General features: G+C 61.3%; 11 protein-coding genes. 5 read left to right on the top strand and 6 right to left on the bottom strand.

Translation table 11 applies throughout. From position 1 onward, the window contains the following. Positions 1 to 88: 88 nt before the first annotated feature. The 6 genes from JJD66_RS17540 to rloA form a co-directional block, all read right to left on the bottom strand. A complete protein-coding gene (locus JJD66_RS17540) occupies positions 89 to 451 on the bottom strand; it encodes a helix-turn-helix domain-containing protein (RefSeq protein ID WP_105227812.1) in 363 nt (120 codons plus the stop codon). Further along, positions 451 to 753: a type II toxin-antitoxin system HigB family toxin gene (locus JJD66_RS17535; RefSeq protein ID WP_105227810.1), complete on the bottom strand. Its 303-nt coding sequence runs from the start codon at positions 751 to 753 to the stop codon at positions 451 to 453. The genes JJD66_RS17540 and JJD66_RS17535 overlap by 1 nt, the downstream gene beginning before the upstream one ends. Positions 754 to 980: 227 nt before the next feature. Continuing rightward, positions 981 to 2,324, bottom strand: coding sequence for an aminodeoxychorismate synthase component I (gene pabB / locus JJD66_RS17530; RefSeq protein WP_200648661.1), 1,344 nt, complete (start codon positions 2,322 to 2,324; stop codon positions 981 to 983). 186 nt (positions 2,325 to 2,510) lie between these two features. Next, positions 2,511 to 3,497, bottom strand: a complete 987-nt coding sequence (locus tag JJD66_RS17525) for an alpha-L-glutamate ligase-like protein (RefSeq protein WP_003193326.1) — start codon at positions 3,495 to 3,497, stop codon at positions 2,511 to 2,513. After that, the gene (gene rloB, locus JJD66_RS17520; RefSeq protein WP_105227806.1) at positions 3,497 to 5,029 is read right to left on the bottom strand and encodes an osmotic stress tolerance membrane protein RloB; all 1,533 of its coding nucleotides are present in this window, start codon (positions 5,027 to 5,029) and stop codon (positions 3,497 to 3,499) included. The genes JJD66_RS17525 and rloB overlap by 1 nt, the downstream gene beginning before the upstream one ends. A gap of 18 nt (positions 5,030 to 5,047) precedes the next feature. Next, a complete protein-coding gene (gene rloA, locus JJD66_RS17515; protein ID WP_014719501.1) occupies positions 5,048 to 5,572 on the bottom strand; it encodes a retropepsin-like aspartic peptidase RloA in 525 nt (174 codons plus the stop codon). A 270-nt stretch (positions 5,573 to 5,842) separates the two neighbouring features. Here rloA and JJD66_RS17510 point away from each other — a divergent pair, with 270 nt between their 5' ends. The 5 genes from JJD66_RS17510 to prpF all read left to right on the top strand — a co-directional run bounded on the left by JJD66_RS17510 (position 5,843) and on the right by prpF (position 12,596). Further along, positions 5,843 to 6,556 (top strand): GntR family transcriptional regulator, encoded by a 714-nt coding sequence (locus JJD66_RS17510; protein WP_003193321.1) that lies wholly within the window; start codon positions 5,843 to 5,845, stop codon positions 6,554 to 6,556. Next, positions 6,553 to 7,446 (top strand): methylisocitrate lyase, encoded by an 894-nt coding sequence (gene prpB, locus JJD66_RS17505; protein WP_034128348.1) that lies wholly within the window; start codon positions 6,553 to 6,555, stop codon positions 7,444 to 7,446. Before JJD66_RS17510 ends, prpB begins: the two co-directional genes overlap by 4 nt. Before the next feature lie 42 nt (positions 7,447 to 7,488). Further along, positions 7,489 to 8,616, top strand: coding sequence for a bifunctional 2-methylcitrate synthase/citrate synthase (prpC, locus tag JJD66_RS17500; protein ID WP_096143556.1), 1,128 nt, complete (start codon positions 7,489 to 7,491; stop codon positions 8,614 to 8,616). A gap of 183 nt (positions 8,617 to 8,799) precedes the next feature. Continuing rightward, positions 8,800 to 11,394, top strand: coding sequence for a Fe/S-dependent 2-methylisocitrate dehydratase AcnD (acnD, locus tag JJD66_RS17495; RefSeq protein WP_019820558.1), 2,595 nt, complete (start codon positions 8,800 to 8,802; stop codon positions 11,392 to 11,394). Between the two features lie 11 nt (positions 11,395 to 11,405). Then, a complete protein-coding gene (gene prpF, locus JJD66_RS17490) occupies positions 11,406 to 12,596 on the top strand; it encodes a 2-methylaconitate cis-trans isomerase PrpF (protein WP_200648660.1) in 1,191 nt (396 codons plus the stop codon). Positions 12,597 to 12,738 lie beyond the last annotated feature (142 nt).

Raw genomic sequence — 12,738 nt, 5'->3', positions numbered from 1 at the left:
GCAAGCCAGCTCCCACCTTTGACCATGTAACGTCAAACGACGCGGTCAACTATGGGAGTCGGGCTTGCCTGCGATGGCGTCGGCGCCGTCACGCCTTACCCTCGGCCAGCAAGCGCTCATAAGGAATACGCAAGCCTTCATGCAGACGCTTGATCATCGACAGGCTCAGCTTGCGCTTGTGGTTCAGCACCTCTGACACCCGCCCACTGGTGCCGATAAACGGCTCCAGATCGCGTGCGGTCATGCCCAATTGCTCCATGCGAAACTTGATAGCCTCTACCGGATCCGAAGGGGGCATGGGGTAATGCTCGGCTTCGTACTTCTCGATGAGGACTGCCAGGATTTCCAGCTCATCACCTTCAGGCGAGCCGGGTGGTGCTCCCCATATCTGCTCGACTCGTACGAGTGCCGCAGTCAGGTCTTCCTGGGAGTGAATAGGTTTGATGTTCATCACGCAGTCTCCGCGTTGATCTGGTCGTACTGAGCGTGGGTCCCCACGAACCGTATAAACCCTAGTTGTCGCTGGTAGTCGATCGTCATGATCACTCGATACTTGTTGCCGCCAACGTTGAACACGACCCTGCCACCCTTAAGAATGCTCGCTGTTCTGAGTTCGGCCTTGAGTGCTTGCGGTGTTGGATAATTGGCCTTTTCCATGTGCCGATACAACTCGACCAGCGGTGTTCTGGCGTCGCTATAAGCTGAATGGCTTTCCCAGAATATTCGTAGGGTAGATAGAGCGATTATCCGCATCGCTTCAACCTCCCGTTTTGGGAGATCATAGGTGCGATTGCGTGGATAGGCAATCTCGGAAATATTTCCAGACGAGGAGGTAGTCGCTTCATGTGATCCTTCACAGGTGGCGGGTGGACGGTCGTTCCGGACGCTATCTGCAAGCGTCTATCCCGTCCACAGCGGTTCTGATTCAGGCTTTTTCTATCGCATGGCGTTCTACTCGAACGCTAGGAAGGGGCTGTGCCCTACAGATTTTCCAACGTTTGTAACAACACACGCACCTTCGTCAGCGACTCCTGATACTCCGCCTGCCACTGCGAATCCGCCACAATCCCGCCGCCACCCCAGCAACACACCTGCCCATCCTTGACCAGCAAGCTGCGAATCGCGATGGAGCTGTCCATCTCGCCGCGCACGTCCAGGTACACCAGCGAGCCGCAATACAACCCGCGGCGGGTGGGCTCCAGCTCATCGATGATCTGCATGGCGCGAATCTTTGGCGCGCCGGTAATGGAGCCGCCAGGGAAGCTGCCGGCGATCAGGTCGAGGGCGTCTTTGTCGTCGGCCAATATGCCAGTGACACTGCTCACCAGGTGGTGCACGTTGGGGTAGCTTTCCAGGCTGAACAGCTCCGGCACTTTCACTGAGCCGATTCGGCAACTGCGGCCGAGGTCGTTGCGCAGCAGGTCAACGATCATCAGGTTTTCTGCGCGGTCCTTGGGGCTGGCGAGCAGCTCAGCGGCGTTGGCAGCGTCCTCTTCCGGTGTTAAACCGCGAGGCCGTGTGCCCTTGATCGGGCGGGTTTCGACCTGGCCTTCGCTGATGCGCACGAAGCGCTCCGGCGACAGGCTCAGCACCGCGCCGTCATCGGGCAAACTCTGGAACCCGGAAAACGGCGTCGGGCAGGCTTCGCGCAGCGCGCAGTAGGCTGCCCATGGATCGCCGATGTACGGCGCACGAAAGCGTTGGGCAAAGTTGACCTGGTAGCAGTCGCCGGCCTGGATGTAATCCTGGATACGCAGGATGGCCTGCTGGTACGCATCCACGCTGAGGTCCGGCGCCATGGTGCCCTGGAGCTTGAAGGTGGTGGGGGTGTCACCTGTTGCATGACTGAACAGGGCGATCAGACGTTGCCGCTCGCTATCGGCCAGCACTGGGTGAAACACCAGTTGGCTGGTGCGCGCCAGGTGATCGCTGACCAGTGCCCAGGCATACAGCCCCAGGCGCGCATCCGGCAGATGCAGGTCGTCCACGGCCAGGCGCGAGACCTGTTCCAAGTGCCGGCCGAAGTCATAGCTCAAGTAACCGATCAAACCGCCGGCAAATGGCAATTCAACGCCAGCAGGCAGGGCCGCCTCACCCAACTGCGCCAGGTTCTCGCGCAGGCGTTGCAGGAAATCGCTGCCGCGTTCATCCGGCCCAACCGTCAAGGTCGCTTCGGGCCAGGCGCTGAGCAGGTCATAACGCCCCCGCTCGGCAGCCGGGCGGCCGCTGTCGAGCAGCACCGCGCCAGGCGCATGGCGAATAGCCGCAAAGTACTCGGCGGGGTTGGCCCGGTAGGGTAAGGGGTAAACGGAGCAGGTCGACATGCGAGGGTGAATCAGCCAGTGGCGGGGGGGAGGGGATTGTAGTCCTCTGTAGGACTTGCTCCTAGAGGGGATGTCGGTGATAGCTCGATAGAGGGTATAGCCTGAGGGGCAAATGGCTTGTCAGAAAGCTATCGCAGGCAAGCCAGCCCCCACCTATCGAGCCCGGGCTTGCCTGCGATGCGCTGCTTAGCCTTCAACCGGCGGAATATGCCCGAACATCTCCTGCACGAACTTCACCCGTTCCTCGGGGGTTTCTGTCACCCCGGCCGCCTTGAGCTCTTCAAGCCGTGCCTCCACCGCATGGGTGCGCAAAGTCAGGCCGCAATCGTTGGCAATCTGGATGTTCAGCCCAGGCCGAGCGTTCAGCTCGAGGATCAATGGGCCTTTTTCCTGGTCCAGCACCATGTCCACGCCGATATAACCCAGCCCGCACAGCTCATAGCAGCCGGCGGCGAGCTTCATGAAACCGTCCCAGTTGGGCAGTTGCACGCCATCGACGGCGTTGGTGGTGTCGGGGTGCTTGGTGATGATGTTGTTCAGCCAGGTGCCGCGCAGGGTCAGGCCGGTGGCCAGGTCTACACCCACGCCGATCGCGCCCTGGTGCAGGTTGGCCTTGCCGCCGGACTGGCGGGTGGGCAAGCGCAGCATCGCCATCACCGGGTAGCCCATCAGCACGATGATGCGGATGTCCGGCACGCCTTCATAGCTGATGCTCTTGAAGATCTGGTCGGGCACCACGCGGTACTCGATCAACGCGCGGTCGCGGTGGCCGCCGAGGGAATACAGGCCGGTGAGGATGCTGGAAATCTGGTGCTCGATCTCCTCATGGCTGATGATTTTGCCGGACACCGTGCGATAGCGCCCTTCAAACCGGTCGGCCACCACCAGGATGCCGTCGCCGCCGGCACCCTGGGCGGGCTTGATCACGAAGTCGCTGCGCCCACCGATAATCTCGTCGAGCTTGTCGATCTCCTTTTCGGTGGAGATCACCCCGTACATTTCCGGCACGTGGATGCCGGCCGCCAGGGCCCGTTCCTTGGTGATGATCTTGTCATCCACGATGGGGTACAGGCTGCGCTTGTTGTACTTGAGCACGTAGTCGGCATTACGCCGGTTAATGCCCATGATCCCCCGCGCTTCCAGGGCCTTCCAGGTCTTCCAGAAGCCGAACATCAAGAGTCAGCCTTCAGGAACGCCTTGAAACGCACCAGCTCGGTGAGGCGATAGCCGCGGTAGCGACCCATGGCCAGCATGAAGCCCACCAGAATCAACAGGATCGCCGGGAAGGTGAATACGAAGTAGACCAACTCCGGCACGCTCATGATCAGGTGCGCCAGGGACGCAGCGAACAGCGTGCCAATCGCCACTTTCAGCGCATGGTTGGCGCCACGCTCCTCCCAGGTGATCGACAGGCGTTCGATGGTCATGGTCAGGATCACCATCGGGAACAGCGCCACCGACAAGCCGCGTTCCAGCCCCAGCTTGTGGCTGAACAGGCTGATGGCGGCAATCAGCACCACCACGAAGGTCAGCACCACCGACAGCCTCGGCAGCATCTGCAGTTTAAGGTGTTCAAGGTACGACCGGAGCGACAGGCCCAGTGCCGTGATGATCGTGAACAGCACAATCCCGAAGCCCAGCTGGGTCTCGCGGAATGCCAGGGCGATCAGTACGGGGGTGAAGGTGCCCAGGGTCTGCAGGCCGATCAGGTTGCGCAGGATCAAGATCACCAGCACGCCTATCGGGATCATCACCATGATCATGAAGGTCTGCTGGGTTTGCAGCGGCAGGCCGTACAGCGAGTATTCGAGGAAGTTGGCGTCGGTGTTTTCGTCCGTCAGCTTGGCCAGGCGGATGGCGTTCATCTCGCTGTTGTTCAGGCTGAAGGTCACCATGGCTTTCTTGCCGCCATCGACGGTGATCAGGTTTTCATCGCCGGTCCACCACAGCAGGCGGTCGGCGGGCAGGCCCTGTTCACCAGTCTCCGGGTTGAAGTACAGCCAGTCGTTGCCGTTGAAACTGCGCAGCCATAGTTCCGGGGTTTGCGGCTGGTCGGCCACCAGGCGGATGGTGTGGACTTTCTCTACCGGCACGTGGGCGATAGACAGCAGCAGTTCGACGATCTTGGCTTTGTGCGGCGTCGAGGGGTCGCCGGCCAGCAGTAACTTCACATTGTCGTCGTTGAGGTTGTTGGTGCGCTTGATGGCTTCACTGATAAAGGTCTCGACGTCGGCCGAGTGCTGGCGGATCGGGGCCAGCAAGGCTTCGGCGGCGATCTTCTCGGGGCCTTCCACGGGCATGCTGTCGCGGAAGGTCGGGCCTTTGATCTTGACCTTTTCGCCGCTGTAGCGCTTGGTCAGCACCAGGCGGTAATAGAGGGTCTGGTTGCCCTTGGCCCGACGCGCCGACCAGGTGACCTTGCGGTTGCCGTCGATGCGGTTGACGCTCACCCCGTAGTTGTTCGAGATAAAGCTCTCATTGAGGCTGACGAAGTCGCGGCTCAAGGGCGGCACGAACATCTGGATCTTGACCGGGTCTTTCGGGTTGGCGACGAACTCGACTTTGGCGTCGATGTTCCACAAGTCGTCGGTGGCATCTTCGGTGACGGGAATTCCCAGCACGAAGATCTGATAAGCGGTGACCGAAATGCCCAGCACCACCAGCAAGGTGATCAGGATTTTCAGGTGCAGGGTCAGAGAGCGCATTCGGTTTACTCGGCGGTATTAAGCGTCGGCGGCGCAGGCGGGTTTGCCTGCTGCATATTTAAGACTGGGGTCGACCAGCGCATCAAAGCGTTTCAAGGCTTCGGAGCCAATCAGCAGCGGGTATTGGAATGCGCTGCGGTCAGTCAAGTTCACTTCGATGCTGCGTAAAGCACTGCCCATGCAGATATCCAGCGCAATCACTGGGCGGGCGGTGTAGTTCTTGTCCTCATCGGGGTCGTAGTCGCCGGCGCGGCGCTTGATCTTGCTGACGCGCGCCAGGGGCAGTTCGATGGGGTGGGAATGGGCGGTGTCGATGGCCAGGTAGAAGCGTACCCAGGATTCGCCATTGCGCTTGAAGCGCTTGATATCGCGGGCACTCAACGAGGCGGTCTTGGCGCCGGTGTCGAGTTTGGCCGCCACTTCCAGGTCGATACCCGCAAGCTTGGCGTATTCATTCAGGCCGTACACGGTCTTCTCGGCGCCAGCGCCAAGGCTCGGTATGCACAGCAGGCACATCACTAGTAGGTAAGGCTTGAGTCTCATAAATCCTGAGGCAGGGCAGTGCACTGTTCATTTCATGGGGACTGGCATTGCTGCGCAATCTCGGGTGCGCCCTTTCATCATTTGATGTCAGGCAAAAGCGGCGGGCATTCTAACATGATGCTTTTTTGGCGCCAGCGCTGGCAGGCGGCCATGCCTTGGCAAGCGAATGAGGGAGTTATTAGACGATTGTCGACAATGTGTATTTATTCTTTGACTGTTAGAGGCGTATTGGCTAGTTTTTGCGGCATTGATTTTAAAGGTGTCGACAATATGCTGGAGCAACTGGAAAAACCAGCGGTGGCACCAGACGATTCCCAGACCATGTCAGAGAACGTCTTCCGGCGTATCCAGGCCGCCATCGTCAAAGGCGAAATCGCCCCCGGCAGCAAGATTTCCGAGCCGGAGCTGGCGCGCACCTACGGCATCAGTCGCGGCCCGCTGCGCGAAGCGATCCATCGACTGGAAGGCCAGCGCCTGCTGGTGCGGGTGCCTCATGTCGGCGCACGCGTGGTGTCTTTGAGTCACGCCGAGCTGGTCGAACTGTATGAGATTCGCGAGTCCCTGGAGGGCATGGCCTGTCGCCTGGCCGCCGAGCGCATGACTGACGCAGAGATCGAGGAGCTGCGCCAGGTGTTGCACACTCACGAACGGGATGCGGCGTTCCAGGCCGGTGTCGGCTATTACCAGCAGGAAGGCGACTTCGATTTTCACTACCGCATCATTCAAGGTGCCGGTAACCGCACCCTCACCCAAATGCTCTGCGGCGAGCTGTATCAACTGGTGCGCATGTACCGCATCCAGTTTTCCGCCACCCCCAATCGTCCACGCCAGGCCTTTGCCGAGCATCACCGCATTCTGGACGCGATTGCCGATCGCGACGGTGAACTGGCCGAACTGTTGATGCGCCGGCATATCGGCGCCTCCAAACGCAACATTGCCCGTCACTTTCCGGACGGTGCGCCTTCATCACGAGGTGAGTCATGAGTTCCAAAAACAACAGCACTCCCGGCCAGCGTTTCCGTGACGCCGTCGCCAGTGAACAGCCCTTGCAAGTGGTGGGCGCCATCAACGCCAACCATGCGCTGTTGGCCAAGCGCGCCGGCTTCAAGGCGATTTATCTGTCAGGTGGCGGTGTAGCCGCCGGCTCCCTCGGCGTGCCGGACCTGGGTATCACCGGCCTGGATGACGTGCTCACCGACGTGCGCCGCATTACCGACGTGTGCGACCTGCCGCTGCTGGTGGACGTGGACACCGGTTTCGGCTCCTCGGCGTTCAACGTGGCGCGTACCGTCAAGTCGATGATCAAGTTCGGTGCCGCCGCCATCCATATCGAAGACCAGGTGGGCGCCAAGCGCTGCGGTCATCGCCCCAACAAAGAAATCGTGTCCCAGCAGGAAATGGTCGACCGCATCAAGGCCGCCGTGGATGCGCGCACCGATGACAGCTTCGTGATCATGGCGCGTACCGACGCCCTGGCAGTCGAGGGCCTGGAGTCCGCGCTGGAGCGTGCAGCCGCGTGCATCGAGGCCGGTGCCGACATGGTATTCCCGGAAGCCATCACTGAACTGGAGATGTACAAGTTGTTCGCCTCCCGCGTGAAGGCGCCGATCCTGGCGAACATCACCGAGTTCGGCGCGACACCGCTGTACACCACCGAACAGTTGAAATCTGCGGATGTTTCCATTGTGCTGTACCCGCTCTCGGCCTTCCGTGCCATGAACAAGGCCGCCGAGAATGTCTACACCGCGATTCGTCGCGACGGTACCCAGCAGAACGTGATCGACACCATGCAAACGCGCATGGAGCTTTACGATCGCATCGACTACCACACCTTCGAGCAGAAGCTCGACGCGCTGTTTGCCGCGAAAAAATAAACCCTGTGGTTCCCTGAACAACTACAAAATTGGAGAACGAACATGGCTGAAGCAAAAGTATTGAGTGGTGCTGGCCTGCGTGGCCAGGTCGCCGGGCAGACTGCACTGTCCACCGTGGGCCAGGCCGGCGCCGGCCTGACCTACCGTGGCTACGACGTACGCGAACTGGCCGCTGACGCCCAGTTTGAAGAAGTCGCCTACCTGCTGCTGTACGGTGAGTTGCCAACCCAGGCAGAACTGGCCGCGTACAGCAACAAGCTGAGCAAACTGCGTGACTTGCCCCAGGCCCTGAAAGAAGTGCTCGAACGCATCCCCGCCGACGCCCACCCGATGGACGTGATGCGCACCGGGTGCTCGTTCCTGGGCAATATCGAGCCGGAGAAAGACTTCAGCGTGCAGCGCGATGTCACCGACCGCCTGCTCGCCGCGTTCCCGGCGATCATGTGCTACTGGTATCGCTTCAGCCACGAGGGCCAGCGCATCGACTGCGTGACCGACGAGCCGAGCATCGGTGGCCACTTCCTGCACCTGCTGCATGGCAAGAAGCCGAGCGAGCTGCACGTCAAAGTGATGAACGTGTCACTGATCCTCTACGCCGAACACGAATTCAACGCTTCGACCTTCACCGCACGGGTGTGTGCATCGACATTGTCCGACCTGTATTCCTGCGTCACCGCTGCCATCGGCTCCCTGCGCGGCCCGCTGCATGGCGGTGCCAACGAAGCGGCGATGGAAATGATCGAGCGTTTCTCCTCGGCCCAGGAAGCGGTTGAAGGCACCCTTGGTATGTTGGCGCGCAAAGACAAGATCATGGGCTTTGGCCATGCGATCTATAAAGACAGCGATCCGCGCAATGAGGTGATCAAGGGCTGGTCGAAAAAACTCGCTGACGAAGTGGGCGACACCGTGTTGTTCCCGGTCTCCGAAGCCATCGACAAGACCATGTGGGAACAGAAGAAGCTGTTTCCCAACGCCGATTTCTACCATGCCTCGGCGTACCACTTCATGGGCATCCCGACCAAGTTGTTCACGCCGATCTTCGTATGCTCGCGCCTGACCGGCTGGGCTGCGCATGTGTTCGAGCAGCGCGCCAACAACCGCATCATCCGTCCAAGCGCCGAGTACACCGGCGTTGAGCAGCGCAAGTTCGTGCCAATCGAACGCCGCTGAATGGGATGGGCTGTGCCCGCTGGCTCATGTGCTTTTTTGTGGGAGCTGGCTTGCCTGCGATGGCATCACTGTGGTGTGACAGGTACACCGAGGTGATGCCATCGCAGGTAAGCCGGTTCCCACAGGAAACAAAGCCAGTGTCGACAGTTCACCTTTCGAACTTACCGTGACCGAGTCCTGACGATGAACACTGAATTTCGCAAACCGCTCCCCGGCAGCCGCCTGGATTTCTTCGACGCCCGTGCGGCTGTCGAGGCAATCACCCCCGGCGCCTACGCCACGCTGCCCTACACCTCGCGCGTGCTCGCCGAGAACCTGGTGCGCCGTTGCGACCCGGCCACCCTCGACGCGTCCCTGAGCCAACTGATCGAGCGCAAGCGTGACCTCGACTTCCCGTGGTTCCCGGCCCGCGTGGTGTGCCATGACATCCTCGGCCAGACCGCTCTGGTCGACCTCGCCGGCCTGCGCGATGCCATCGCCCAGCAAGGCGGCGACCCGGCGCAGGTCAACCCGGTGGTGCCCACCCAACTGATCGTCGACCACTCCCTGGCCGTCGAGGCCGGTGGTTTTGACCCGCAAGCCTTCGAAAAAAACCGCGCCATTGAAGACCGTCGCAACGAAGACCGTTTCCACTTTATCGAGTGGACCAAAAAGGCCTTCAAGAACGTCGATGTGATCCCGCCGGGCAACGGCATCATGCACCAGATCAATCTGGAGAAAATGTCTCCGGTGATTCAAGTGCGTGACGGTGTGGCCTTCCCGGATACCTGTGTCGGCACCGACAGCCATACGCCTCACGTAGACGCCCTGGGTGTGATCGCCATCGGCGTCGGTGGCCTGGAAGCCGAGAGCGTGATGCTCGGCCGTGCGTCGTGGATGCGCCTGCCGGAAAGCGTTGGCGTGGAATTGACCGGCAAGCTGCAACCGGGCATCACCGCCACCGATATGGTGCTGGCGCTCACCGAATTCCTGCGCCAGCAAAAGGTGGTCGGCGCCTGGCTGGAGTTCTTCGGCGAAGGGGCTTCGGCACTGACCTTGGGTGACCGTGCCACCATCTCCAACATGGCCCCGGAGTACGGCGCCACCGCCGCGATGTTCTACATCGACGCGCAAACCATTGCCTACCTCAAACTCACCGGGCGCGAAGACGAACAAGTCGCCCTGGTCGAGCAATATGCACGCCACACTGGCCTGTGGGCAGACGACCTGAAAGGCGCGCAGTACGAGCGCAGCCTGAGCTTCGACCTCTCCAGCGTCGTGCGCAACATGGCCGGCCCGAGCAACCCCCATGCCCGCCTGGCCACCCGCGACCTGGCGTCAAAAGGCATTGCCGGCCAATGGGATGACGTGCCGGGGCAAATGCCCGACGGCGCAGTGATCATCGCCGCCATCACCAGTTGCACCAATACCAGCAACCCGCGCAACGTGATCGCCGCCGGCCTGTTGGCACGCAACGCCAACAAGCTTGGTCTGACCCGCAAACCGTGGGTCAAGTCGTCCCTGGCGCCGGGCTCGAAAACCGTGGCCATGTACCTGGAAGAAGCCGGACTGGGCCATGAGCTGGAAAAGCTCGGCTTTGGCGTGGTGGCCTTTGCCTGCACCACCTGCAACGGCATGTCCGGCGCGCTCGACCCGGTGATCCAGCAAGAGATCATCGACCGCGACCTGTACGCCACCGCAGTGTTGTCGGGTAACCGCAACTTTGACGGGCGCATTCACCCTTACGCCAAGCAAGCGTTCCTGGCGTCGCCGCCGCTGGTGGTGGCCTATGCGATTGCCGGTACCATCCGTTTCGACATCGAAAAGGACGTGCTCGGCCTGGACGCCGACGGCAAGGAAATCCGCCTGCAAGACATCTGGCCGAGCGATGAAGAGATCGATGCGGTGGTCAAGGCTTCGGTGAAACCCGAGCAGTTCCGTGCGGTGTATATCCCGATGTTCGCCATCCACGAAGACACCGGGCCCAAGGTCACGCCGCTGTACGACTGGCGCCCACAAAGCACCTATATCCGCCGCCCGCCGTACTGGGAAGGCGCGCTGGCCGGTGCACGGCCGCTCAAAGGCATGCGCCCGCTGGCGGTGCTGCCAGACAACATCACCACGGACCACCTGTCGCCGTCCAACGCGATCATGCTTGACAGTGCCGCGGGTGAATACCTGGCGAAAATGGGCTTGCCGGAAGTCGACTTCAACTCCTACGCGACCCACAGGGGCGACCATTTGACGGCGCAGCGCGCCACCTTCGCCAACCCGAAACTGTTCAACGAAATGGTGCAGGAAAACGGCAAGGTCAAGCAGGGCTCTCTTGCGCGTATCGAGCCGGAAGGCAAGGTCACGCGGATGTGGGAAGCCATCGAGACTTACATGGAGCGCAAGCAACCGCTGATCATCATCGCCGGTGCCGACTATGGCCAAGGTTCGTCCCGTGACTGGGCGGCCAAGGGCGTACGCCTGGCCGGTGTGGAAGCGATTGCCGCCGAAGGCTTCGAGCGCATCCACCGCACCAACCTGGTGGGCATGGGCGTGTTGCCCCTGGAGTTCCTGCCGGGCACCGACCGCCACACCCTGCAAATCGACGGCAGTGAAACCTATGACGTGGTCGGCGAGCGCACCCCGCGTGCGCAACTGACCCTGGTGATCAACCGCAAGAATGGCGAACGTGTCGAGGTGCCAGTGACCTGCCGCCTGGACACCGCCGAAGAAGTGTCGATCTACGAGGCCGGTGGCGTGTTGCAACGTTTCGCCCAGGACTTTCTGGAATCAAAGGCGACCGCCTGAAGAGGATAACCATGGCACACGTAGCGCAAATCAAGATCCCCGCCACCTACATGCGTGGCGGCACCAGCAAGGGCGTGTTCTTCAGCCTTAAGGACCTGCCCGCAGCGGCGCAGGTGCCGGGCCCGGCACGCGACGCCTTGTTGCTGCGGGTGATTGGCAGCCCCGACCCCTATGACAAGCAGATCGACGGCATGGGTGGGGCTACCTCGAGCACCAGCAAGACCGTGATCCTGGCCAAAAGCAGCCGCGCCGATCACGACGTGGATTACCTGTTCGGCCAGGTCTCCATCGACAAGCCATTTGTCGATTGGAGCGGCAACTGCGGCAACCTGTCGGCGGCGGTGGGTTCGTTCGCCATCAGTGCCGGCCTGGTCGATGCAGCCCGCGTACCCCATAACGGCGTGGCCGTGGTGCGGGTGTGGCAGGCCAATATCGGCAAGACCATCATCGCGCACGTGCCGATCACTGACGGCGCGGTGCAGGAAACCGGCGACTTTGAACTGGACGGCGTGACCTTCCCGGCCGCCGAAGTGCAGTTGGAATTCATGGACCCGGCGGCGGAAGAAGAGGGCGGTGGTGGTTCGATGTTCCCCACCGGCAACCTCGTCGACAACCTGGAGGTGCCCGGCGTCGGTACCTTCAAGGCCACCTTGATCAACGCCGGTATCCCGACGATTTTCATCAATGCCCAAGACCTGGGCTACACCGGTACCGAGCTGCAAAGCGCGATCAACAGCGACCCCAAGGCCCTGGCGATGTTCGAGACCGTGCGAGCGTATGGCGCGTTGCGCATGGGCCTGATCCAACACCTGGACGAAGCCGCCCAGCGCCAGCACACGCCCAAGGTGGCGTTCGTCGCCAAGCCTGCCGATTACGTGGCCTCCAGCGGCAAGGCGATCAAGGCCGGCGATGTGGACCTGCTGGTGCGCGCCTTGTCGATGGGCAAACTGCACCACGCGATGATGGGCACCGCGGCGGTGGCGATTGGCACCGCCGCGGCGATTTCCGGCACCTTGGTCAACCTGGCGGCGGGCGGCGTAGAGCGCAATGCCGTGCGCTTCGGGCACCCGTCCGGCACCTTGCGTGTGGGGGCCGAGGCCAGCCAGGTGGACGGTGAATGGGTGGTAAAGAAAGCCATCATGAGCCGCAGTGCGCGGGTGTTGATGGAAGGCTACGTGCGCATCCCCGGCGACGCGTTCTAAAGGTCTACACAGAACCCCTGTGGGAGATTCTATGGTTGAGGGGCAACCCTCAACCAACTTTTGGTTGATATTCGCTTTGCCCTTTCAGCAGAGCGAACACCACCCGAGCAAGCTTGCGGGCCAGTATTACCAACGCCTGTGT

It is taken from the genome of Pseudomonas sp. MF6751, from assembly GCF_016613265.1.
Classification (GTDB): domain Bacteria; phylum Pseudomonadota; class Gammaproteobacteria; order Pseudomonadales; family Pseudomonadaceae; genus Aquipseudomonas; species Aquipseudomonas fluorescens_BV.
The sequence above is the reverse complement of the archived record's forward strand: the minus strand, read 5'-3'. Positions and strand labels throughout refer to the sequence as shown.